This window comes from Burkholderia sp. BCC0322 (assembly GCF_902833045.1).
Lineage (GTDB): Bacteria > Pseudomonadota > Gammaproteobacteria > Burkholderiales > Burkholderiaceae > Burkholderia.
In genome coordinates this window covers 65,547-89,956 of the sequence record NZ_CADFDU010000017.1, presented here as the reverse complement: position 1 = coordinate 89,956, position 24,410 = coordinate 65,547, and the positions used below count along the sequence as shown (strand labels likewise).

Here is a 24,410-nt window from a genome sequence, read left to right as displayed (position 1 = left end):
GCTGAATCAGGACAATTCGGTCGACTCGCGCTGCGTCGCGAGCTGCATGATCTTTTCCTGCGTGGCGTCGGCCGCGCGCAATTCGCCGGTCACGCGCCCTTCGCACATCACGAGAATCCGGTGGCTCATGCGCAGTACTTCCGGCAACTCCGACGAGATCATCACGATCGCCTTGCCGTCGGCGGCAAGCGCGTCGAGCAGCTTGTAGATCTCGCTTTTCGCGCCGACGTCGATGCCACGCGTCGGCTCGTCGAAGAACAGGATGTCGCAGTCGCGCAGCAGCCACTTCGCGATCACGATCTTCTGCTGGTTGCCACCCGACAGCAGCCGCGCCGGCTGCGTCACCGACGGCGTGCGGATCGCGAGCTGCCGCACGTACGCCTGTGCGGTGTCGCGCAGCGCACGCGCATCGAGAAACACGCCGCGGCGCACGAAGCGGCGCATGCTCGACAGCGCGATGTTGTTCTGCACGTCCATCCCGACCGCAAGCCCGAAGTGCTTGCGATCCTCGGACAGGTAGCCGATGCCGTGCTTCACCGCATCGGCCGGCGTGCGGATCGTCACGGTCTTGCCGTGCACGCGGATCTCGCCCGCGTCGACCGAGTCCGCGCCGAACACCGCGCGCGCGACCTCGGTGCGGCCCGCGCCCATCAACCCGGCGAAGCCGAGAATCTCGCCGCGCCGCAGCGTGAAGCCGACATCGCGAATCGCACGGCCGCGCGACAGCCCGCGCACTTCGAGCGCGACATCGTTCGCGGACGTATCGGGCGGCGTGCGGCATTCGGTTGCGAGCTGGCGTCCGACCATCATCGCGATGATCGCGTCCATCGACGTGTCCGCCATCGGCACGGTCGCGACATACTTGCCGTCGCGCATCACGGTCACGCGATCGGCGATCTGGCGCAGCTCGTCCATCTTGTGCGAGATGTAGACGATGCCGACGCCGTGCGCGCGCAGATCGCGGATGATGCGGAACAGCTCGGCGATCTCCGCGTTGTTGAGCGCGGCGGTCGGCTCGTCCATGATCAGCACGCGCGAGTCGAACGACAGCGCCTTCGCGATCTCGACCATCTGCTGCTTCGCCACCGTCAGCCGTCCGACCGGCGTACGCGGGTCGAGATCGAGCCGCATCCGCGCGAAGATCGCGGCCGCGTCGCGGTTGAGTGCCGCTTCGTCGACGAACACGCCGAAGCGGCCGCGCGGCTCGCGGCCGATGAAGATGTTCTGCGCCACGCTCAGGTGATTCATCAGGTTCAGCTCCTGATGGATGATGCCGATCCCGAGCGCCTGCGCGGCACGCGGGTCGGCGATCTCCACCGCGCGGCCATCCATCCGGATCTCGCCGCCGTCGCGCGGGTAGACGCCCGCGAGAATCTTCATCAGCGTCGACTTGCCGGCGCCGTTCTCGCCCATCAGCGCATGCACTTCACCGGCACGCAGGTCGAAACGGCAATCGTCGAGCGCCTGCACGCCCGGGAAGCGCTTGCCGATACCGGTCAATGCGATCAACGGCGGCGCGGTGTTCGGGTTCAGGTCGGGTTGCATGGCGCACGGCCCTCAGCTGATCGCACGATCGAGGTGCGTATAGCCGCCGTCGACGAACAGCCACTGGCCCGTCGTGTGCGATGCGCGCGCCGACAGCAGGAACACGGCCGTATCGGCGATTTCGTCGGCCGTCGTGAAGCGTTTGCCGAGCGGCACCTTGCCCGCGATGCCGGCCAGCTTCGCGTCGGGGTCGTCGAAACCGGCAAGCCAGCTCCGGTAAAGCGGCGTCATCACCTCGGCCGGGATCACCGCGTTCACGCGCACGCCGTCGTCGCGCAGCGCGACGGCCCATTCGCGTGTCAATGCGAGCTGTGCGCCCTTCGATGCGCAATAACCACTGGTGTTGCCCTGCCCGGTGACGGCCGTTTTCGACGAGAGGTTGACGATCGCGCCGCGCGTCGCCTTCAGGTGCGGCACGCAGTAGTGCGCCATCACGTAGTAGTGGATCAGGTTGCGTTCGAGCGACGCGACGAACGCGTCGCGACCGGCATCGAGGCCGATGCTGTCGTTGACGCCTGCGTTGTTGACCAGGCCGTCGAGTCGGCCGAAGCGCGCGATCGTTTCCGCAACCGCGTCGCGGCATTGCGCATCGTCCTGCAATTCGACCGAGATGCACGCGGCACGCGACTGCTTGCTCACGAGTGCGCGCCAGAACGCATCGTCGGGCGCGTGGCGCGCGAACACCACCGGAATTGCGCCTTCTTCGGCAAGCCGCATCGAAATCGCGGCGCCGATGCCCGACGCGCCGCCGGTCACGATCACGATCTTGTCTTGCAGATTCAAATCCACTTCGCGTCTCCGTCGTTCATGTTGTCGGCACGCTCGACGCGTGTCAGCCGCGGAACCGGTATTGCTCCAGCGATTCGGGCTTCATCTCGATCGAGAAGCCGGGCGCCGTCGGCGGCATGTACGCCGCGCCGCGCACGACGCACGGTTCGACGAAATGCTCGTGCAGGTGATCGACGTACTCGGTCACGCGCCCTTCCTTCGTGCCGGCAATGCAGATGTAGTCGATCATCGACAGATGCTGCACGTACTCGCACAACCCGACGCCGCCCGCATGCGGGCACACGGGCAACCCGTACTTCGCGGCCATCAGCATCACCGCGAGAATCTCGTTCACGCCGCCGAGCCGGCATGCATCGATCTGCACGACGTCGATCGCACCGCGCGCGATGAACTGCTTGAACAGCACGCGGTTCTGGCACATCTCGCCGGTCGCGACCTGCACGGGCGCGATCGCCTCGCGGATCTTGCGATGCCCTTCGACGTCGTCGGGGCTCGTCGGCTCCTCGATGAACCACGGCCGCGCGAACGCCAGCTCGCGCACCCAGTCGATCGCCTCGTCGACTTCCCATACCTGGTTCGCATCGATCATCAGCTGGCGGTCCGGGCCGATCACCTCGCGCGCGATCGTCACGCGGCGGATGTCGTCTTCCAGGTTCGCGCCAACCTTCAGCTTCACGTACTCGAACCCGGCCTCGACGGCTTCGCGGCACAGCCGCCGCAGCTTGTCGTCGCTGTAGCCGAGCCAGCCGGCCGACGTCGTGTAGCACGGGTAGCCGTCGCGCTCGAGCATTGCGATCCGTTCCGCCTTGCCCGGCGCCTGCCGGCGCAGCAGGTCGAGCGCTTCGTCCGGCGTCAGGCAGTCGGTCAGGTAGCGGAAGTCGATCGCACGCACCAGTTCCTCCGGGCTCATGTCGGCGACGAGCCGCCACAGCGGCTTGCGTTCGGCTTTCGCCCACAGATCCCATACCGCATTGACGACGGCCCCCGTCGCCAGGTGAATCGCGCCCTTGTCGGGGCCGATCCAGCGCAACTGGCTGTCCGACGTGACGTGCCGCCAGAAGCGGCCCATGTCGGCGCGGATCCAGTCGAGGTCGAGGCCGACGACGAGGTGACGCATCGCGTCGATCGCCGCGCAGCAGATCTCGTTGCCGCGCCCGATGGTGAACGTGAGCCCGTGACCTTCGAGCCCGTCGCGGTCGGTCTCGAGCACGACGTAGGCGGCCGAATAATCGGGGTCCGGATTCATCGCATCTGAGCCGTCGAGCTGGCGCGAGGTCGGGAAGCGCACGTCGAGGACGCGCATCGATCGAATGATAGGCATGACGAATCGTCCGCGAAAGGAAATCAGGCCTGCACGGTGCGCTGGCGTTGCTCGCCGAGCCCGTCGATGCCGAGCGTGATCACCTGCCCGGCGCGCAGATAAACGGGCGGTTTCTGCCCGAGACCGACACCCGGCGGCGTGCCGGTCGAGATCACGTCGCCCGGCTGCAGGCTCATGAAGCGGCTCAGGTAGCTGATCAGGTGCGGCACGCGGAACACCATCGTCGCGGTCGTGCCGTTCTGGTAGCGATGGCCGTCGACGTCGAGCCACAGCCGCAGCGCATGCGGATCGGGCACTTCGTCGGCCGTCACGAGCCACGGGCCGAGCGGCCCGAACGTATCGTTGCCCTTGCCCTTGTCCCACGTACCGCCGCGTTCGAGCTGGAATTCGCGCTCCGATACGTCGTTCACGACGCAGTAGCCGGCGACGTGCGACAGCGCATCGGCTTCCGCGATATAGCGGCCGCCCTGGCCGATCACCACGCCGAGTTCGACTTCCCAGTCGGTTTTCTCCGAGCCGCGCGGAATCTCGACGTCGTCGTTCGGCCCCGAAATCGCACTCGTCCACTTGCCGAACACGACGGGCTCCTTCGGCACTTCCATCCCCGATTCGGCCGCGTGGTCGGAATAGTTGAGCCCGATGCAGATGAACTTGCCGACGCGACCGACGCACGCGCCAAGCCGCGGCGTGCCTTCGACGAGCGGCAGCGACGACGGCGGAATGTCGCGCAGCCGCGCGAGCGACGCCGGCGCCAGCACATCGCCGGCGATATCGTCGATCACGCCGGACAGGTCGCGAATGTGGCCCTGCGCATCGAGCAGGCCCGGCTTTTCATGGTGCTTGTCGCCAAATCTCAGCAGTTTCATGTCGTCTTGAGCGGAAACGGAACGTGTAGGGGAACGCGCGGTCAGTTCGACCAGCCGCCGTCGATCAGGTGAATCGCGCCGGTCGTAAACGACGCTTCGTCGGACGCGAGGTACAGCGCGAGCGCGGCCACTTCTTCCGCGCGGCCGATGCGGCCGATCGGCTGGCGCGCGACGAATGCCTGGCGCACCTCGTCGGTCGACACGTGGCGCGTGCGCGCCTGGTCCGCGATCCGCTGCTCCAGCGACGGCGATTCGATCGTGCCCGGGCAGATCGCGTTGCAGCGGATGCCCCGCTCGACGAAATCGGCGGCCACCGCCTTGGTCAGCCCGATCACGGCCGCCTTGGTCGTGCCGTAGACGAAGCGGTTGGGCACGCCCTTCACGCTCGACGCGGCCGACGCCATGTTGATGATCGACGCGCCGCCGGCCTCGAGCATCGCGGGCAAAAGCGCGCGGATCAGCCGGTACATCGACGTGACGTTCAGGTTCAGCGAGAACGCCCATGCTTCGTCGTCGCAGTCGAGGATCGAGCCGTGGTGCACGAAGCCCGCGCAGTTGAACAGCACGTCGAACGCACGCTCGCGCCCGGCGAGCGCGGCAACGTCCTGCGCATCGGTGACGTCGAGCCGCCGCGTGGTCAACCGGCCGCCCGCGCGTTCGGCATCGGCCTCCAACCGCACGAGCGCGGCTTCGTTGATGTCGGTCGCCAGCACGTCGGCGCCCTCGCTCGCGAACCGCAGCGCGGTCGCGCGGCCGATGCCCTGCCCGGCCGCCGTCACCAGCGCGCGTTTGCCCTGCAATCTCATGAGCACCTCCCGAAAAAGCCGGCCACCCGTCGGCCGATTGGCACAAAGGACTAAAGGTCCAACCAATCATAGGAAGGGATGGCGCGTTTGTCACGGAATCGGGATTCAGTATTTACCCGAGCGGCGAAATCGGGCGATTGAGCCAGGATTCGATGCTCGATGGCGCCAGGGGGGATGTCCAGCAACCCGCGCAGCCTCAGTACCGGCGGGCCTTCCGGACGGTTTAACGCACGCATCCGGGCGCGGCATCTCGTCAAACTGACAAAAAAGTCATGTTCACGTCAGGGTCTCAACGGGATGCGCGCGCCATCATGGCTACCGGACTGCGCTTCCGGTCCATCGCCACCCCGCCCGCGTCCGATCCCTGCGGGCACCTCCGTCCCCCGGCGATGGGCTCCGTGACTGGGCGAGCAGACACGGCGCGCAGGCCGATTTCCCGCCCCGGACTTCGCGTCCGGGGCGTTTTTGTCTGTGGTTTCCAAGAAAATAAGCGTGGATTGTTTCTAAATCGGCAAAAGGTAATTTGAGCCAGACAGGATGTTTTTTCCGGTCACAGACGCTTACATTTAGCGCACCACTCATGGAAACCGCTACGGATTCGCCATCGGGCAGTGACATCCACTGCCAAGGCCGAAACCGCACGAGCTTTAGGAAACGGCAAATGAAGGCCTCCAAATCCCTGCCTGCGCTCGATCCCGCCGACGTCCACGTCGAAATCCTCGAACAGTCCGATACGCTGCTCGTCGTCCGCTGGGTCGAACCTGGCCGCTGTCACTACGGTGAACAGCGCTGGCGCCGCCGCTTCGCGCAACGCACCGGCACCTGCGCGCTGTCGCGCCAGGTCATCCACCGCGGCGACGAAGTCTTCCGTCCGGCCGAACGCCCGGCGCCCGCGAACGCGGCCGCGATGATCTCCGCCGCCGAAGTACTCGCGCTGGCCGGCGGCAGGTAAATCCTGCCGGCGTAGCGTCACGGCACGCGTCGCCACACGATGCGCCGGCCGTAGAAGCGCCGGCCTAATTCCCCCGCTTGTCTGCCACGCCTGCGCGCACTATCGTTACACCATTCAATGTAATGATTACGCACCGCGGCCGCCCGGTCGCGCCGATGGAGGCAGACATGCATGCATGGAGCGCGCGCCACGTCCCGGCGCAAGGCGGCAAGGTCGCGGTCGTGACCGGCGCCAACAGCGGGCTCGGCTGGCAACTGGCGGAAACGCTGGCCGCGAAAGGCGCGACGGTCGTGATGGGCTGCCGCGATGCGGCCCGCGCCGCCCAGGCGGCCGATGCGATCCGCCAGCGCCATCCCGATGCCCGCGTCGAAGTCGACGCGCTCGACCTCGCCGATCTCGCGTCGATCGCACGCTTCGCGGCCGAGGTGGCCGAACGCCATGGCCGCGTCGATATCCTCTGCAACAACGCCGGCGTGATGTTCCTGCCGCTGCGCCATACGCACGACGGCTTCGAGATGCAGTTCGGCACCAACCACCTCGGCCATTTCGCACTGACCGGCCACCTGCTGCCCGCGCTGCGCGCCGCGCGCCGGGCGCGGGTCGTGACGATGTCGAGCGGCCTCAACCGCGGCGGCCGGATCCGCGTCGACGACCTGCGCGCCGAGCACCGCTACAACCGCTATCTCGCCTATTGCGACAGCAAGCTCGCGAATCTCGTATTCGCGATCGAACTGCAGCGCCGTTTCGAGCGCGCGGCGTTCGCCGGGATCAGCGTGGCCGCGCATCCGGGCTACGCGGCGACCAACCTGCAGTTCGCCGGCCCGGCGATGGACAGCTCGCCCGCCCGTGCCGCGCTGATGCGCGCCGCGAACCGTTATCTCGCGCAAGCGGCCGACCAGGGCGCGCTGCCCGCAATCCATGCCGCAACCTCGCCCGATCTCGCCGGCGGCGCGTATATCGGGCCGTCCGGCTGGTTCGAGTCGCGCGGGCTGCCGGCGCCCGCGAGCGTGCCGCGCGCGGCGCGCGACGTGGCCTCGGCGGCGCTGCTGTGGGAAGCATCGGAAGCCGCGACGGGCGTGCGCTTCCTCAGTTCGGGCGCGCCGGCCGGACGCTCGCCGGGCCGGCCGTTCGATACGGCGGCCGAGGCGCGCTGAACCGCCCATCGCCGTCCGCAATAGTCTTCCCACTTGTTGCGCCAACCGATAAGAAAGCTGGTTGAAAGACTGATTCGGCGCGTTACTGTTACCGCCCAGGAAACAATCTATCGTCAAAACCAGCGTTTACCCTGAACCTTCCGATGACTAAGATTTGATCAATCGCTTAAGACATGGTGTCGAGAGCGAACTCAATAAAACACCGGAGGTCATCATGAAATCGCTCGTTTCCGCAGTCGTTGCCGCTGCCGCCCTGTCCGCTTCGTTCGGCGCATTCGCCCAAAGCACCGTGACCCGCGCGCAAGTGAAGAACGAACTGGCCCAGCTCGAACAAGCCGGCTATAAGCCGGGTGTGTCGAGCCCGTACTACCCGAACGACATCCAGAGCGCCGAAGCGCGCGTTCATGGTGCCGACGCCAGCGGTTACGGCGCGCAACCGGCTCCGCTCGTCCACTCGGGCGCCCCGGCTGCCGCAGCGTCGTCGAACGCTCGCGACTCGATCTTCTTCGGCCAGTAAGCCGATGCGCCCTCGACGGGCGCCGCGCGTCGCGCGATGAAGCAGGAAAGTCCGGACGAGCCCCCTTGCGGGGCTCGTCCTTTTTTATGAAACGCATACCTCCGCCGCCCGGCAACGGGTGGCTTCGCCCGGGCGCCTGGCGGCCGGGCGCTTTTTCATCTGCGAGGTACGCGTGCGGACATGATGAAGCCGGGCGCGCCCGTCAGCGCGGCACAGCGGCCGCAGCAACCGCCGACCGCGACAACACCCGCCACCGCGACAAAAGCTCATCGCGATCGACGTAACAGCCCTGCAGATGCCGGCGGCCCGTCGACGGATCGAACTCGGTACGCGCATGCAGCACGCGCCGGTTGTCGAACGCCCACATGTCGCCCGCCCGCAGCCGGCGCTGCACGCGAAAGCGCGGCTCGCGCGCCAGCGCGAGGAACCGCCGGTACGCGCGATAGACGGCCGCGACCGAGCCGGCCGGCGCATCGAGCGGCCCGCGCAGGAAGTTCGCGACGCGCACCTCGGTGACGTTGCCGCGCGCATCGAGCCCGATCACCGGCGCCGAGCAGCGGTAGTCGCTGTTCGCACTCTTGTTCCAGAACTCGAACGGCGTCGACGCGAGTTGTTCAAAATCGGCCGGATGCTCGCGCCGCAACGCATCGGCAAGCGCGAAGCCGTCGAGAAACACGCTGTCGCCGCCGGTGGCGTCATTCGCGAGGCAATGCAGGAACTGCACGCCCGGCTGCAATTCGCGGGTCGGCAGATCGGTATGCGGCGGCAGGTTCAGCGACGTATACGCATTGCTGTCCGGGCGCGGCTTCGATTCGACGTCGAACAGCACGCCGAAATTGCTCTCCCGGATCAGGCCGACCCGGCGCGCGATCTGGTCGACACGGCCACGCTCGGCCGGCACGCCTTCGACGAGCGTCAGCCCCGTGCGTTGCAACGCGGCAAGCCACGCGAGCAATGCGCCGTCATCCTCCATCACGTCGCGCCACGCGAACACGCCGATGGCCGTCGCATCGTCGCCGGCCCACACGTGCCGACCGTGCGCGGCCTGGCGCTCCGCGCGCGACGCGTCGTCATATGCATGCGCACGCAACCAGCCCGGCGACCACGCGCTGCGATGTCCGTCGTTCCACTCGACATGCAGCGCGCCGTCGGTTTCGACGTGCACCGCGAGCGCGGCGAGATCGTCGCGCGCATCGGCGATCTCGAACACCTGTTCACGCGTGACGGCGTGCACGCACGCGGAACACGCGCAGTTGTCGCGCAGCCAGTCGAAATGAAACGGCGATCGTCGCGTGTCGCTCCATTCGACGTCCACCGCGCCGTCGCCAATCGTCGCCGCCGCAATGGCCGCGTCCGCCGAAAACGTCCGCCAGTCCTCGATACGCTGTTGCGCTGCCTGCATCGTTGCCTCCCGGAAACGCCCGCTACGCGTGTGGTGCGAGCAGAAACCCGCCGACCGTCCGGTGCAGCCGCGCCGCCTGCGGACTCGTCCCGAGCGCGCGCCAGCAGCCGTGCACCAGCCCCTCTCCCATCCAGTAGTGCGCCACACCGCCGGCCGCGCGAATCCGTTCGACGTACACGCGCGCATCGTCACGCAGCGGATCGTGTTCCGCGCCGATCGCGAGCACGGGCGGCAGGCCGTCGAAACGCGAAGCCGCGAGCGGCACCGATGCGCGCAGCAGCGGGTTGCCGTCTCCCAGCGCATCGGACAGGCCGCCGTCCCAATACAGCGCGCGATAGCGATGGACGTCGTCGAGCGTCAGCATCGGCGCATGCGCTTCCGTTTCGCGCGCGGGCGATTGCGGTTCGAACCCGAGCATCGGATAGACGAGCGCGATGCCGTCGACACCGCCTTCGCCCGCATCGCGCAACGCGGTGGCCGCGGCCGCCGCAAGCATGCCGCCCGCGCTGTCGCCCGCGAGCGTCAGCGGATGCACGCACGGCCCGAACGGCCAGCGCGCGTCGCGCGCGGCGCGCGTGACCTCCAGGCAATCTTCTAGCGCGGCCGGCGCGCGATGCTCGGGCGCGAGCCGGTAGTCGACCGCGATCACGTCGAGCCCCGTATCGGCCGCCAGTTGCGCGGTGATCAGCGCATGACTGTCGAGCGAGCCGACGACGAAGCCGCCGCCATGAAAGAACAGCACAGTGCCGCGCGGCGCGCCGTGCGCCGACGTGTAGCGCCGCAACGCGATCGCGCGGCCGTCGGGCGCCTGCCAGACGGCGTCCTGCTGCACGATGCCGGCCGGCAGCGCAGCCGGGGTCCATTCGGCCGCGAAGCGGTCGTACAGGCGGCGCTGCTCGCCGGGCGAGCGCGCGGCCGCATCGGCCGGATACCACGCGTCGACGGCTGCAACGAACGTCGCGATTTCCGGTTCGAGCATCGTGTGCGCTCCGCGATTGAAGATTCGCGCCGGCTAACGGCGCGGCGGCAGCGCGATCACGCGGCCCGCATACGCGGGCGCCGCGCCATCGCGCTGCAACGCATGCAGCTCGGCCACGCGCGCAGCCACGTCGTCGTCGAACGGCGCCGATTTCGCGCCATCGCGCGTATCGACGTGCAGCAGCATCTGCTCGCTCGCCGCGACCGCATCGTCGTGCCCGGCCGCGAACAGCTCGAGATACAGGTGCAGCCGCTTCGCGTCGTGCGCGAGCACGCGCGCGTCGACGCGCACCTGCGTGCCCTCCTTGATCTCGTGCAGGTAGTTCACGTGCGCTTCGAGCGTATAGACCGAGCGGCCCCGCTCACGGCGCGCGGCGTCATCGAGGCCGATGCGATCCAGCAGCGCATCGGTCGCGAAGCTGAAGATCAGCAGATAGAACGCATCGCGCAGGTGGCCGTTGTAGTCGACCCATTCGGGCCGCACCGCGTCGCGGTAAATCGTCAGCGGGGTATCGCCGGTCATCGTCTCTCGTCCTCAGTCTTCGAATCGCATCCCGTGCCGCGCCTTCACCGCGGCGATCGACTTCAGCACCTCGGTGATGCACTCGTCGCGATAGCGTTCGAGTTCCTTGATGCTGCGCGTGCCCTGCTGTTCGGTCGTGCCTTCGACGACGCTGTCGATCAGCGCGTCGGTCAACGTAGGCGCAACCAGCTTCGTCCACGGCAATTCGAGCGCGGGGCCGAACTGCTGCATGAAGTGTCGCATGCCCGCGTCGCCGCCCGCGAGCGTGTAGGTCAGGAACGTGCCCATGAACGACCAGCGGATGCCCGCGCCGAATCGGATCGCGTCGTCGATCTCGCCGGTCGTCGCGACGCCTTCGTTGACGAGGTGCAGCGCCTCGCGCCACAACGCTTCGAGCAGCCGGTCGGCGATGAAGCCCGGCACTTCCTTGCGCACGTGCAGCGGCCGCATGCCGAGCGCGCGATAGATCTCCATCGCGCCTTCGACCGCTTCCGGCGACGTACGCGCGCCGCCGAGCACCTCGACGAGCGGCAGCAGGTAGACGGGATTGAACGGATGGCCGACCACGCAGCGCTCCGGATGCGTCGCCCTTGCGTAGAAATCCGTCGGCAGCAGCCCCGACGTCGACGACGCGATGATCGCGTCGGGCTTCGCCGCGCGGCTGATCTGCTCGTGCAGCTCGAGCTTCAGCACCTCGCGCTCGGGCGCACTTTCCTGGATGAAATCCGCATCGGCGACGCATGCCTCGATCGTCGCCGCGAAACGCAGCCGCGCGGGATCGGCGCCCGGCGCGAGGCCGACGCGTTCGAGCGCAGGCCACGCGTTCGCGACGTTCGCGCGCAGCCGCTCTTCCGCGCCCGGCGCGGGGTCCCACACGACCACGTCGAGACCGTGCGCGAGCGCGCGGGAAATCCATCCGCTGCCGATCACGCCGGTGCCGATGGCGGCAAACGTCTTGATGTCGGTCTTCACAGCCATGTCAACGCATCCTTCAAATCAGGGGAAATCGGCGGGCGGCCGCGCCCGTGCGTGCCGCCGCGTCGTATCAATCAGTCGGGGAAAAACTCACGCGAACTCGGCGAGCGCACGGCGTTCGAGCGGACGCTCGCCGCGTGCCGGCAAGCCGAGCTTGCGGCGCCCTTCGGCCGGCGTCAGCACGCGGCCGCCGAGTCGCTCGACGATCTCTCGCGCGCGTTCGACGAGCGTGCCGTTGGTCGCATGCACGCCGCGATCGAGCCAGATGTTGTCTTCGAGGCCGACCCGCACGTGGCCGCCGAGCAGCATCGCCTGCGCGACCATCGGCATCTGCATGCGGCCGATCCCGAAGCCGGCCCAGTGCGCGCCCGGCGGCAGGTTGTCGACCATCGCCTTCATCGTGCCCGTGTCGGCCGGGGCGCCCCACGGAATGCCGAGGCACAGCTGGAACAGCGGCGGATCGTCGAGCAGCCCTTCCTTCAGCAACTGCTTCGCGAACCACAGATGGCCGGTGTCGAAGATCTCCAGCTCCGGCTTCACGCCGAGTTCCTGGATGCGCTTCGCGCCGGCGCGTAATTGCGCGGGCGTCGACACGTAGATGTAGTCGCCATCGCCGAAATTCAGCGTGCCGCAGTCGAGCGTGCAGATTTCGGGCAGCAGTTCCTCGACGTGCGCGAGACGCGTGAGGCCGCCGACCAGGTCGGTCCCCTTGCCGAAACGCATCGGGTCTTCGCCGGGGCCGATCTCGAGATCGCCGCCCATGCCGGCCGTCAGGTTGATGATCACGTCGACGTCGGCCGAGCGGATGCGGTCGACCACTTCGCGGTACAGGTTCGGGTCGCGGCTGCCGCGCCCCGTCTGAGGGTCGCGCACGTGGCAGTGCGCCACCGTCGCGCCGGCCTTCGCGGCCTCGATCGCGGCGGCCGCGATCTCCTTCGGCGTGACCGGAATCGCCGGATGCTTGCCGACCGTATCGCCCGCGCCGGTGACGGCGCAGGTGATGATGACTTCGTGGTTCATGCTGGTTGCCTCGCTTGAATCGGGTTGTGTCGCATTGCGGGTGTTTCGTCGGGGCGCACCGGTGGATGCGCGCAGGCCGTCACAGGCCGAGATATGCCTTCACGGCCGGCAGCCCGTCCTTGCCGTCGAACGTCTTGACGCCCGCGAGCCACGGATCGAGCACCTGCGGGTTCTTCTTCAGGTACGCCTTCGCGGCTTCGGCCGGCTTCGTCTTGTTCATCACCGACTGCATCAGCTGGTTCTCGAGCTGCGTCGAGAAGCGCAGGTTCGTGACGAGCTTGCCGGCATTCGGGCAGCGTGAAATGAAGTCCGGCGCCGTGAGCGTGTACACGCGCGCTTCGCCGTAGTTCGGCCCGAACGACGCGTCGCCGCCGGAGAGATAGTTCATGCTGAGCTGGATGTTCATCGGATGCGGCTCCCACCCGAGGAAGACGACCCACTTCTTCTCGCGGATCGCGCGCTCGACCGTCACCAGCATCCCGGCCTCGCTCGATTCGACGAGCTTGAAGCCGCCGAGCCCGTACTGGTTCGTGTCGATCATCTTCTGGATCGTCGCGTTCGCGCTGCTGCCCGGCTCGATCCCGTAGATCTTGCCGTCGAGTTCCGCGCGGTGCTTCGCGATGTCCTCGAAGGTCTTCAGGCCGGCCTGGTATTCGTAGCTCGGCACCGCGAGCGTCGCCTTTGCGCCCGACAGGTTCGGCGGCTCGACGACGTTGATCGACTTGCTGTCGAGGAACGGCTGGAGCTGCTTCTGCTGCACGGGCCACCAGTAGCCGAGCGATATGTCGAGCTGCTTGCTCTTCAGGCCGGCGAACGAGATCGGCACCGACGCGATCGTCGTGGTCGGCTTGTAGCCGAGCGCCTCGAACACGGTCGACGCGAGCGCCGTTGTCGACGTGATGTCGGTCCAGCCGATATCCGCGAAACGCACGGTGCGGCAGGTCGCGGCATCCGTTTCGGCAAGCGCCGCGTGTGTGAACGCGCCGGTCGCCAGCACGGCCGCGGCAAGCGCGGCGATCTTCGTCGACTTCATGGTTCGTTTCCTCCCGGTGGGACTCGCGGCAGCCGGTGCGCGGGGTGTGCCCGGCCTGCATCGTGGGAGTAAAAGTAACGAGCCATATTGGCCGCGAGAAGACCGGCGGCGACCTGTTCTTGACTGTTTGCGACTATGAGTGGAAACCACTAGGTTTCCCGAGAGACTTGGTGGGCGGGGTTTTCACGCGCATTTCCGATGGATTCGGCTTGTCCGCATGCGGCGCGATGCTGGTGGGGGAGGACTGGACAAAACCAAGGATGGCTGCCCTACAGCCTTTTCATCCCACGCAGATACAGCGCGAATCTCTCGTACCGGCTTTCCCGCCGGTTCTTTCATTTGGTGCCAGGTTGCCGATCGCGCCCCGTGCACCCGGCACTTTGTCGCTTTTACAAGACAAAGACGCGGGTGTTAGCGGCCCTCTCAGGCCGCTCAGTTTGCGAACACAGGGCGTACGCTCCAAAGTACCGCCTCGGCCGATATCGGTTTCAGCGAGAATTTAATTTTGACGACAGCGATGTTTAGTATCGATAAATCGAATATTTCGCTTCTGTCGCGCCGGAGAAACCCACCTATGTCACCAATAAAAAATAGGCAATAATTTTCATCGTTAAAATATTCTAAAAATATTTTAGCCTTATTTCGTATGAGCAATGCAGAATTCGAGCGCTGCACAATTGATTTTACGCGCCAACTGCGGAATGCATCCGTAACCTTTCGTTATTATAAATGAAATTCTTGGCGATCATCAAATCCCACATAGTGTGACGGGGATTGATGCATTCCGCCTGCGCAGGCGAATCGCGATGGAGACACGTGAAGTAATCGACCGACTAAAAAACATGAATGATTTCAGCCTGGACAGGTGGGCCGCGCTACGTGATCTAATTGAGTCGAAATGCATATTTCGCGCGCCGAAACACAAGCTTGTATCGTCGAGCGGAAAGTCCCTTAAATGGCTTATCGATTTGCGGCCAATCCTCCTTTCTACAGAAGGGCTCGATACACTTGCGGATTTATTCTGGAATCGTTATGCAGATCAATTGCCGTTTCAGGTCGGCGGCATGGAAATGGCCGCTGTCCCGCTCGTGGCTGCGATTCTTATGGCCGGCGCACGAAAAGGGCACAACCTCGGCGGCTTCATCATTCATAAAGAGCGTAAGCGTTACGGCCGGATGAACGCGATCGAAGGCGAGGTTTCGGATGCGCCCATTCTGCTCGTGGATGATATTTTCAACAGCGGCGCCAGCATTGAACAATCACGCGTTGTATTAGCGGAAATTGGTCGCCCGATCTGGAAAGCATGGAGCGTGATCGACTACCAGTCCAATACGGGTGAGGACTGGCAAAAGCGACATGGCGTTACAGTAGAATCTGCATACGTTCTCGGTGATTTCGACCTGAAACTGTCAATTCCGAAGAGCCATTCGACGCAGCTTTCGTTCCTCGTGCGCTGGCTCAGTAAAGCGGCCTCTGCGAATCACCACTATGTCGTACCGAAATCCGCACCGCGCGCGCAAGGCGGCCTGATCTATTTCGGAACCGACAGCGGCGAAATGCGTTGCATCGATGGCGCAAGCGGCGAAACGCGCTGGAATTTCAAGATCGAGGCGGCGCGCTCGAAAGGGATTTGGTCTACGCCGTACGTGACGCCCGAGCGCGTCTTCTTCGGCGGCTACGACGGTAACCTGTACGCGTTGTGTGCCCAAAGCGGCCGGGAAATCTGGCGATACGTCGAACCCGATTGGATTGGCTCTTCACCGGCCTATGCATCCGACCTGAATCTGGTCTTTATCGGCGTTGAATACGCCAGTCCGACGCGAGGCGGCGGCATAGCCGCGATCGACGCTGAAACCGGTCACAAGGTCTGGGAATGCCCGGTCCGTTGCTACGTCCATGGCTCCCCGCTCTATGCCGCTGATGGTTCGCTGGTGCTCTGCGGCACGAACGACGGCGCCCTGCTGGCGCTCGACGCACGTACCGGCGCACTTCGTTGGCAGTTTCAGACGAACGGCGCGGTCAAGCATGCGCCCGCATTCGATCCCGATCGCCGGCAAGTCGTGTTCGGATCGTTCGACGGCGGCATTCGCGGCGTGAGCCTCGATAGCGGCGAACTGAAATTCTGCATCCAGACCGGCAACGCCGTCTACACAACACCGCTGATCGACGGTGCTCGCGCCTACTGCGGCTCTACGGACAAATACCTGTACGTGATCGATTTGGCGACCGGCGAAGGAATCGCCAAGATCGGCGCACACTCGAAGATTTTTTCGTCGCCTGCCCGCATCGGCCCATGGATTTGGTTCGGAAGCACGAACGGGCGCGTACGCGCAATCGATCCTCAAACGTTTGCGCTCGCAGGCGTATTCCAGCTTCCTGATGCCGTGACAACATCCGTCGAATACGACGCGGTCAATCAGATACTCACGGTTGCGACGACGGCTAATCGCCTATACGGCGTGTCTGTGACGCCGCCAGTCATGCGCGAACCAGCACAAGACGCGCAGTCGCCGGTTGACGTGACCGCATTACAGCTTGCACGGCTTGCTGTCGATGCAATTGCGAATCGCTCCGCTCTGCCTGATCCGCGAGGATACAAATTGACCGGAACACGCCCGCAAGGTGGTGTCTTCGTGAGCCTGCGAAATCGCGCGACCTTGCAGCGCATCGGGCGCGGCGGTCAATGGACGTTCGACCCACGCGACCTATCACCGGAGTTGTCTGTCATCGTGGCGGTGACGAAGGCGTGCGCGAACCTGGCCGTCGATTCGCTGCGCGATACCGCCGTTAGCGTGAGCCTGTTCGGACCGCTTGAGCAAGTCACAGTCGACCAGTTGGATCACGAAAAATTCGGAATACTCGTGCGCGCAACGGCAGGCGGCAAGCACGGCGGCGGGCTGCCGAACTCCCCTGAATATAGCAACGAACACGGCCAATATCTGCACGCGCTGCGCAACGCCAGACTGACGCCCAGCGAAGGGCACACGCTTTACCGCCATACCGTTGAACGACAGACAGATGATATGTCGTGGCCGGCCTATGGTGTTCCGCTTCCATACGACGCGACGGCGCTAACGCGCTTCGTGTCGCGGTTGCTCGATCCACGAAAGCAGGACGAGCTGGAAGATTCGTTCTCGGGCGTGGTAGATCGACTTTCTGCTCTGGCCGTCACTCGGTACGTGGATACAGAGTTCACCACACAGCTTGTGCCGGCGCCCAAGATGGCGAATTTTCATGATCTGCAACAGTCCCTGTCTGACCAATGTACCGGTGCGTCGCGCGTGTTCCTGTCGCTGATATTCAAAGGCCGTCCTGTCGATCGCACGCGCTATCGCGGTCACTTCCGTATGGATCGGGATGCGCTGATCTGCCGAAACGGAAATCAGGTACAAGCTTTCTTGCCTGTATTGACATTGCATCAGTGGACGGACGAAGAGTCGTTCATCGCGGCGCTGCCGGATATTCCGGCCTCAACGTGGGAAGTCGCTCCTTGCCTGACCTGGGCGATAGCGGACAGTGCAAATCCCCTTCCAGTGCGCGGCGCATTCACCGAACAGACGCACACGCAACCGCCGTCGCAAGTGCTGCAACGCTCGGAATCCTGACGCACGACCTTTGTTTCGACAACCGATTGAGAATCAATGGCTGCGCGGGTGCCATTGTGGATGTACACGTCAAACCCGCTTATTTCAGGAGTGGATCACATGCAAACGATTGACGATCTGGATTTGCTGCGCTACGTGGCCGGTGGTGATGGTGATGGCGGCGGTGACGGCGATGGTGATGGTGGCGGATACGGCGATGGCGATGGCGATGGTGACGGCGACGGTGATTCCGCCGCCGATTCGGCAGTAGGCAGCGACGCGACGTCGTTGGCCGACGCAGGCTTCAATTCCGATGCCAACGATTCCATCGGGCAGGCTGAAAACAACGGCCAACTCGCGGAAGCCACGAAGGGCTTGCAGGACGAATCAATGTCTACGTGGGGCGGCGCGGCCGTTGCCGGATATGACGCCGCGCAACAGGGTCTTTCGTTGGGTCAGGCTGAAACTGCCAACCTCACCTCCTTCCAATCTTCTCCGATCGGCTTCGCCGCAGGATACGCGGTTGGCGCTGCCGCACACGGGCTCGGCATCGGTGGCGGCGGTCACAACCACTAAGCAGCGCCCTGATGTACAGGCTATGAACCCAGCCTGATCGATGAATGACGGCGCGCTACTGGTCCCGCGACTGGACGTCTGATCTTCATCGGTATGGCACCACACAGCACACCGCAATTGCGTTGCTAAAAGCAAGCAACCGTTGTTTCACTCGATCAGCATTCCATGAAAACCAAAGACGATATAACGCGTGCGTTTATTGATCTTGCCAAGCTGGGCCGGACTGATTGGCGAGCAACCGCATCGACGATCCTTCTTAGCGCGCTCGTGAGTATCATCGGCACGCTTGGGATCCTGATGTTTTCGGGCTGGACTCTGTATTTCAAGAATTTTGATGCCGCTCGCGCAGCTATCTCGCTGTACACCAATACAGCCAGCACCACGGGCATCATAGGCTTCTGGCTTGCATGCAAGATCGTCTTGCGACGCCCGTACCTCTCCCTGATTTCCGTCGACCTGCGTTTCAGACTTCGGCGTTGCCTGTTCGGCGCGGTTCTTTATCTGCCTGCCTTCGTGATATCGGCCGCAGTCATGTCCATCTATACGTCGATTCGAATTGGCACATGGACGCTTCCGTTCGGGCATCTTCAACCGCTGCAGGACATTCCAGGTTTCGGTCGGATTCTCGGGATGCTCGCCGCGTGGCTCGGCATTCTCGTTCTCGCGTTCGCCGAGGAATTGTTTTTCCGTGGGTGGTTGACGCAAACGCTCGGGCAATATGTGCGTTCCCCGCTCATTGTCGTCGCAATCGTTGCCGCCCTCTTCGCGATCTACCACACACAGTACGACTGGCCCATCAAAACGACATTGTTTTTTTGCTCGCTTGGGTTTTCTGCATTGAGCTTACGCGATCAACGACTGGAACTGTCGATCGGTGCACATACGATGATGAACATCTGCGCAATGATGCTGCCGATCCTGTTCACCCACGCGCAGCCACATGCGCAAATTTCAACGTCCGGATTCGTAAACAATCCAGGCCTGATAGCTGATGCGGTTGTCTTTGCCATTCTCAAAGGTGTCCTGCCTTTCGCTTTGATGTATTGGCTTTTGAAGAAGACGAACGGCTGGTTTGTGTCTAAAGAAGCCGCAAGCGCCGTCGGTGCTCAGCGCGTGTGATCATCCGCTGACCGCAAGATAAGCATGAGCGAGATATCGACCGCCCCCAGCGCAGAGCAGCCTGAAGAGGAACAGCCACGGCAAAGTAAGCGTGCGTTGCTGTTCCGCCCCGCTGCGCTCGAATTTCGTCAGCATCAATGGCTCGGCGAGGTCGTTCTGACAGGTTCGGCACGCAGCCTCACGACTAGCATCGTGTTCTTCGCAATCGCGACCGCCGTGGTGTTGTTCCTGATCTTCGGCGAGTACACGCGCAAGGAAGAGGTACAAGGCAGGGTCATGATCGACAACGGCGCGGCAGAAATATTCGCGCCGACGGTCGGCACGGTTATCCGCGTGCTCGTCAACGAAGGGGACGTTGTCAATGTCGGCCAACCTTTGGTCGTCGTGTCCACAGAGCGCACTATCGCGGGCGGCAACGCGCGGCAGCAGATCGGCGTTGAACTGAATGCGCGGCGCTCCAGCCTGGAAAGCGACTCGCGGCATATACAAAGCATCTTCGAACAGAACATTGCGATGCTCCGGGCGAAGGCCACCGAACTGAGCGCAGGTATTCAGCATCTGGATACGGAAATCACGACGCTTGACGCGCGATCGAAGCTTGCCGAAATCGACAGCGCGCGGTTCGCACAATTGCGGCGTGACGATGTGGTGTCCCAATCCGAATTCGAGCAGCACGAGCAAAGCATGTTGACGAGTCAAGCGCAACTCGAAGACCTGCGAAAGCAACGCACGGCCTCTCACGCGGAACTCGCACAGGTGAAGGCCGATCTTCGAAATGCACCGCTTGATGAACAAAACCAACTAGGCACGATCCACCGGCAGATGCTACAGGTGGACGGCGAAATCGCCGACAACGAATCCAACCGAGAAATCACGATACCGGCGCAAATCGCAGGCACCGTTACGGCCCTGCTCACTCGTCCCGGTCAGTCGGTCAACGGATCAACGCCTTTGATGTCGTTGCTGCCGCAAGGTGGACGCCTCGACGTGAAACTGTTTGCGCCGAGCAAGGCAGTCGGTTTCGTCAAGATCGGCGCGCCCGTCGAATTGCGATACGAAGCGTTCCCGTATCAGAAATTCGGGGCCTACGCGGGCAAGGTCACGCAGATCGCTCGCACCGCCTTGAGCCCGTCGCAATTGCAGACCGCAACCGAAACGGGTGATGCCGACAGATCCGAGAACCTGTATCAGATCACGGTTGCGCTCGATTCACAGACCATCAACGCCTACGGCGAGTCGATTCCCTTGCAGGACGGGATGCGCGTCGACGCAGACGTAGTGCTCGATACGCGCAAGCTGTACGAATGGGTACTGGAACCGCTGTACACGCTCACCCGCCGCTCGCCCTGACCGCAGTTCACGCTTCACCTAACCAAAGCAACCATGAACCGCCAACTTCAATTCGGATTTCGGCGCAGTATTGACGTGCATTTGCAAACCGAAGCAACGGAATGTGGACTAGCCTGCATCAGCATGATCGCAACGTTTCACGGCTACGACACCGATCTGCCAACGTTGCGACGGCGCTTTTCGCCATCACTCAAGGGGCTTACGCTGCTCGATCTTGTCAAGATCGGCGCATCCCTCGATCTTGCCGGGCGCGCGGTTCGGCTGGAACCGGAAGAGCTTCACCTGCTGCGCCTGCCGTGCATTCTGCATTGGGATTTTCGGCATTTTGTCGTCCTCGAACGTGTTGGCCGCGATCATGTGATGTTGGTTGACCCCGCGCTCGGCGCGCGGCGCATGTCGCTCAAGGAATTGTCGCTGCATTTCAGCGGCATGGCATTGGAACTCGTGCCGACGCCGGCCTTTCAGCCTCGCCGGGATAAGCAGGAAATCGGTCTGCGGTCCCTGATGGGGCGTGCAAGTGGTGTCGGGCGTGGGTTGCTCAGAGTCTTCTTGCTCGCCCTTGCGCTTGAAGTCTTCACCATTGTTGCGCCCTTCTATCCCGAGTGGGTCACTGACCAAGCCATTACAACTGGCGATCGACACCTGCTTCTGATTTTAGCGCTGGGTTTCGGGTTGGTGCTGGTGATCCATATCGCGACAGAGGCAATGCGATCGTGGGCTGTAACGACGTTCAGCACGGTCGTGAATGTGCAATGGTTGGCGAACGTGTTCCGCCATCTGCTGAATCTGCCGCTCGACTATTTCGGAAAACGCCACATTGGCGATATCGTTTCCCGCTTCGATAGCGTCAATACGATCCAGCAAGCGCTGACGGTCGGCTTCGTTGAATCCGTGCTCGATGGTCTCATGTCGATCGGCACCATCATTATCATGATCGTCTACAACGCCCGGCTATCGCTTATCAGCGTGGTTGCCGTCGTGCTCTACGCGATCTTGCGCGCCTGCATTTATGGTGCGCTGCGCATGTCGAATCAGAAGCAGATCGTTTTCGCTGCACGAGGCAAAAGTCTGCTCATGGAATCGGTCCGGGGCATTCAGAGCGTGCGCCTTTTCGGTAAGGCGGAGGACCGGCTGGCCCGCTGGCTGAACGTGATCGTAAGCGAGAAGAACGCCGACCTGCGAACGCGACGGCTTCAACTGATCGCGACCACAAGCAATCATTTCATCTTCGGGCTCGAGGCGATTCTAGTGACCTACTTCGGCGCGCTTGCCGTCATCGACAGGTCGCTCTCGCTCGGGATGCTGTTCGCCTTCCTGTCTTATCGTGGGCAGTTCACCGCACGCTTTACTGCGCTGATCGACAAAGTGTACGAGCTGAGAATTCTCAAACTTCACGCGGCGCGGCTGGCGGATATCGTGCTCTCGAAACGGGAGCCGGATGAAGTGATGCGAGCGCCGGACGTGGATGAATTTGTGCCGACGCTCGAAGTCAAGAAATTGTCATACAGCTATTCGAAGAACGGGCAGAGGATCATCGATAACCTGGATCTGCGTGTTGAGGCGGGCGAAGCCGTCGCAATTGTCGGGCCCTCCGGCCAAGGCAAAACGACGTTGCTGAAACTGCTCGCAGGCTTGTTGGCACCTCATTCGGGGGAAATTATCGCAGGCGGCATGCCGATTCGGCAAATGGGTCTTGCGAACTATCGCTCCCTGATCGGCGTCGTGATGCAGGAGGATCGACTATTCGCGGGATCGATTGCCGAGAACATCAGCTTCTTCGATCCAACGCCCGACTTCGCGTGGATCACGGAATGCGCGGAAACGGCTTCCGTCCATGCCGATATTCGTGCGATGCCGATGGGCTACTACACCTACATCGGCGACATGGGGTCTGCCCTGTCCGCAGGTCAGCGGCAACGCGTGATGCTCGCACGCGCCCTTTACCGCCGTCCGAAACTGCTCCTGCTCGATGAGGCGACGAGCCATCTTGACGTGAACAACGAACGCGCCGTGAACTCAGCGATGCGCAAGCTGAATATCACACGGATCATTGTCGCGCACCGTCCTGAAACCATCGCATCTGCTGATCGCGTCATCGATCTTGGGCATGTGCGGGAAACGGCATGAGAAAGAAGAATGTCGCGCTTCGAACGCTTTCATACCGTTGTGCGCTCGTTGTTGCCTGCCTCGCGGTCGCCGGGCTCGTCGTTCCGCTGACGCATGCGCAACTGGATCCATTTTCGACACGAAGAGGACTGGAAGATGTATCGCCCGATTTGAACCGGATGGCACGCACTACAGGCGCCTGTAGTGAGGCGAGCCTTCATTCGCCTGTTTCCCTGTATGACGCAGTCAGTCGCGCTCTGTGTAGCGATCCGACCGTGCGCGAAAGCTGGGCGAACATGGTCTTGAACGCGGCTCAGGTGGGTGTCGCAAAATCTGCGTGGTTGCCGACGCTAGATGCCAGTGGCACACGTTCGCGTACGGTTGAAACTGAAACCCTATCTGGTCCGACACTGCCTGATGCGATGGGCCGCGCATCGGATCGTTATGGTGAGTTACGGCTGTCGTGGGTGCTCTTCGATTTCGGAAGGCGCGACGCGAACCTGGCCTATTACAAGGGGCTTCTCGAGCTTTCCAAGGCGAGCCATACCGAAGCACTGCAATCTGTGTTCGAACAGGCTGCAGCCGCGTTCTATGCGGTCTGGACTGCACAAAGCACACTTGATGCGGCGAACAACGCCGAGGCGAATGCCGAACGAAGCTTTCAGATTGCCCGGCACAAACACCTTGCGGGCGCCGGTACATTGAACGATGAATTGCAGGCTAAGGCCGCATGGCAGGAGGCAATTTACACACGCGTAAACGCGACGGGTGCGCTCAAGGCCGCGCAAGGCACCTTGTGTCTACGCATGGGAATTCCCGTCGATACTGCCATTGAAGTTGATGTGAGCGCGGGGGCTCAACCGGACGTGAATTTTACGTCTTCGATTGCTGATCTGCTGGCGCTGGCAAAAGCAGTCAATCCGAAGTTGCGCGAGGCGCAAGCACTGATCGAAGCTGACGAAGCGAACGCGAAACTTGCGCGCAGGGAGGAGTTGCCCACGATTTCCTTGTCGGGCACGTTGAGCAACGACAAGTCATTAGGCGCATTTCCACGCGACACGCGCACGTACCGCAAATATGTAGGAATTCAGATCAGCATCCCCATCTTTTCGGGGTTTGGTCAGGAGTATCACCATCAGGCATCGCAGGCTCAGGTTGATATCGACCGCGCAAGCCTGCATAAAGCCGAGCTGGAAGTCGCGTCGGCAGTATGGCGCAGCTATCAGGACGTGATAACGAAAATGGCGAATCTACAGGTTGCCTCGTCGACACAGGAAAGCGCGCGGGAAGCGTACGACGTAGCGAGCAGACGCTACAGTGCCGGCGTCGGTCCCCTGCTCGATGTCCTGAACGCACAAACCACCCTCGCAACGGCGCAACGTCAGGTGGTGCAATCACAGGCTGATTGGCGTGTGTCGAGGCTCGTGCTGGCGTTTTCAATTGGGACGCTCGACGGTCAGCGTTGGACGCCGCACGCTGAAGCGCCGTGACGATATCTCCGCGCGAAGTGACGGTTTCGATACGCATCCGTTCGCGAGGCGCGGGGCTCACGGCCAGACGTAGACGGCCCCCCCCTCAATGCGTGCATGGCACGCCCATCGCTACGTGGTCGCGTTACTTGCACTATTCGTCCGTCGCAAAGCCTCGGCGCTAAGGGGGTTCAGGGCTCATATCCGGATCTAACCGAAAGCAACAGCCAGCGCGGCTTCGGTTCAGCGCCGCTCGCACCGCCCCGACGAACGGGTGTCACGGGCGCGTGTGAAGCTGGCCTGATCTCCAGCAGCCGAAAGCGCG

20 protein-coding genes are annotated in these 24,410 nt (G+C 63.3%); 9 read left to right on the top strand and 11 right to left on the bottom strand.

The genetic code is table 11. The features are described from left to right. Positions 1–6 precede the first annotated feature (6 nt). The 5 genes from HWX39_RS31940 to HWX39_RS31920 are packed head-to-tail and all read right to left on the bottom strand — an operon-like array spanning position 7 to position 5,327. Positions 7–1,545, bottom strand: a complete 1,539-nt coding sequence (locus HWX39_RS31940) for a sugar ABC transporter ATP-binding protein (protein ID WP_175971595.1) — start codon at positions 1,543–1,545, stop codon at positions 7–9. A gap of 12 nt (positions 1,546–1,557) precedes the next feature. Further along, positions 1,558–2,334 carry an SDR family oxidoreductase gene (locus HWX39_RS31935; protein ID WP_175971594.1) on the bottom strand — a complete coding sequence of 259 codons (777 nt, stop codon included), beginning with the start codon at positions 2,332–2,334 and terminating at the stop codon, positions 1,558–1,560. A 43-nt stretch (positions 2,335–2,377) separates the two neighbouring features. Next, a complete protein-coding gene (locus HWX39_RS31930; RefSeq protein ID WP_175971593.1) occupies positions 2,378–3,655 on the bottom strand; it encodes an L-fuconate dehydratase in 1,278 nt (425 codons plus the stop codon). 23 nt (positions 3,656–3,678) lie between these two features. Then, positions 3,679–4,521 carry an ureidoglycolate lyase gene (locus HWX39_RS31925; RefSeq protein WP_069252330.1) on the bottom strand — a complete coding sequence of 281 codons (843 nt, stop codon included), beginning with the start codon at positions 4,519–4,521 and terminating at the stop codon, positions 3,679–3,681. Between the two features lie 41 nt (positions 4,522–4,562). Further along, positions 4,563–5,327, bottom strand: a complete 765-nt coding sequence (locus tag HWX39_RS31920) for an SDR family oxidoreductase (RefSeq protein WP_175971592.1) — start codon at positions 5,325–5,327, stop codon at positions 4,563–4,565. Positions 5,328–5,988: 661 nt separating this feature from the next. On the opposite strand from HWX39_RS31920, the gene HWX39_RS31915 reads away from it, so the two are divergent. From HWX39_RS31915 to HWX39_RS31905, 3 genes are all read left to right on the top strand, one after another. Then, entirely contained in the window at positions 5,989–6,279 is a 291-nt protein-coding gene (locus HWX39_RS31915; protein WP_175953142.1) for a DUF3331 domain-containing protein, read from the top strand. A gap of 167 nt (positions 6,280–6,446) precedes the next feature. Next, complete coding sequence (locus HWX39_RS31910) at positions 6,447–7,433, top strand: oxidoreductase (protein WP_175971591.1); 987 nt, start codon at positions 6,447–6,449, stop codon at positions 7,431–7,433. A 214-nt stretch (positions 7,434–7,647) separates the two neighbouring features. Further along, entirely contained in the window at positions 7,648–7,950 is a 303-nt protein-coding gene (locus tag HWX39_RS31905; protein WP_175971590.1) for a DUF4148 domain-containing protein, read from the top strand. Positions 7,951–8,152: 202 nt separating this feature from the next. Here HWX39_RS31905 and HWX39_RS31900 read toward each other — a convergent pair whose 3' ends face one another. The 6 genes from HWX39_RS31900 to HWX39_RS31875 form a co-directional block, all read right to left on the bottom strand. Then, entirely contained in the window at positions 8,153–9,352 is a 1,200-nt protein-coding gene (locus HWX39_RS31900) for a TauD/TfdA family dioxygenase (protein WP_175971589.1), read from the bottom strand. A gap of 22 nt (positions 9,353–9,374) precedes the next feature. Continuing rightward, positions 9,375–10,331 carry an alpha/beta hydrolase gene (locus HWX39_RS31895; RefSeq protein WP_175971588.1) on the bottom strand — a complete coding sequence of 319 codons (957 nt, stop codon included), beginning with the start codon at positions 10,329–10,331 and terminating at the stop codon, positions 9,375–9,377. Between the two features lie 33 nt (positions 10,332–10,364). Beyond that, a complete protein-coding gene (locus HWX39_RS31890; RefSeq protein ID WP_175971587.1) occupies positions 10,365–10,853 on the bottom strand; it encodes a thioesterase family protein in 489 nt (162 codons plus the stop codon). Positions 10,854–10,865: 12 nt separating this feature from the next. Continuing rightward, a complete protein-coding gene (locus HWX39_RS31885; RefSeq protein WP_175971586.1) occupies positions 10,866–11,831 on the bottom strand; it encodes an L-carnitine dehydrogenase in 966 nt (321 codons plus the stop codon). Positions 11,832–11,918: 87 nt separating this feature from the next. After that, the gene (locus tag HWX39_RS31880; protein ID WP_050012324.1) at positions 11,919–12,848 is read right to left on the bottom strand and encodes a 3-keto-5-aminohexanoate cleavage protein; all 930 of its coding nucleotides are present in this window, start codon (positions 12,846–12,848) and stop codon (positions 11,919–11,921) included. A gap of 79 nt (positions 12,849–12,927) precedes the next feature. After that, a complete protein-coding gene (locus HWX39_RS31875) occupies positions 12,928–13,881 on the bottom strand; it encodes a choline ABC transporter substrate-binding protein (protein WP_069260569.1) in 954 nt (317 codons plus the stop codon). 806 nt (positions 13,882–14,687) lie between these two features. On the opposite strand from HWX39_RS31875, the gene HWX39_RS31870 reads away from it, so the two are divergent. From HWX39_RS31870 to HWX39_RS31845, 6 genes are all read left to right on the top strand, one after another. Continuing rightward, positions 14,688–17,486, top strand: coding sequence for a PQQ-binding-like beta-propeller repeat protein (locus HWX39_RS31870; RefSeq protein WP_175971585.1), 2,799 nt, complete (start codon positions 14,688–14,690; stop codon positions 17,484–17,486). Positions 17,487–17,585: 99 nt separating this feature from the next. Beyond that, complete coding sequence (locus HWX39_RS31865) at positions 17,586–18,041, top strand: hypothetical protein (protein WP_124578534.1); 456 nt, start codon at positions 17,586–17,588, stop codon at positions 18,039–18,041. A gap of 165 nt (positions 18,042–18,206) precedes the next feature. Then, a complete protein-coding gene (locus HWX39_RS31860) occupies positions 18,207–19,160 on the top strand; it encodes a CPBP family intramembrane glutamic endopeptidase (RefSeq protein WP_175971584.1) in 954 nt (317 codons plus the stop codon). 24 nt (positions 19,161–19,184) lie between these two features. Then, positions 19,185–20,510 carry an HlyD family efflux transporter periplasmic adaptor subunit gene (locus tag HWX39_RS31855; protein WP_175971583.1) on the top strand — a complete coding sequence of 442 codons (1,326 nt, stop codon included), beginning with the start codon at positions 19,185–19,187 and terminating at the stop codon, positions 20,508–20,510. Positions 20,511–20,543: 33 nt separating this feature from the next. Further along, on the top strand, positions 20,544–22,637 hold the full coding sequence (locus tag HWX39_RS31850) for a peptidase domain-containing ABC transporter (RefSeq protein WP_175971582.1): 2,094 nt from the start codon (positions 20,544–20,546) through the stop codon (positions 22,635–22,637). Continuing rightward, positions 22,634–24,106 (top strand): TolC family protein, encoded by a 1,473-nt coding sequence (locus tag HWX39_RS31845; RefSeq protein ID WP_175971581.1) that lies wholly within the window; start codon positions 22,634–22,636, stop codon positions 24,104–24,106. Before HWX39_RS31850 ends, HWX39_RS31845 begins: the two co-directional genes overlap by 4 nt. Positions 24,107–24,410: the final 304 nt, after the last annotated feature.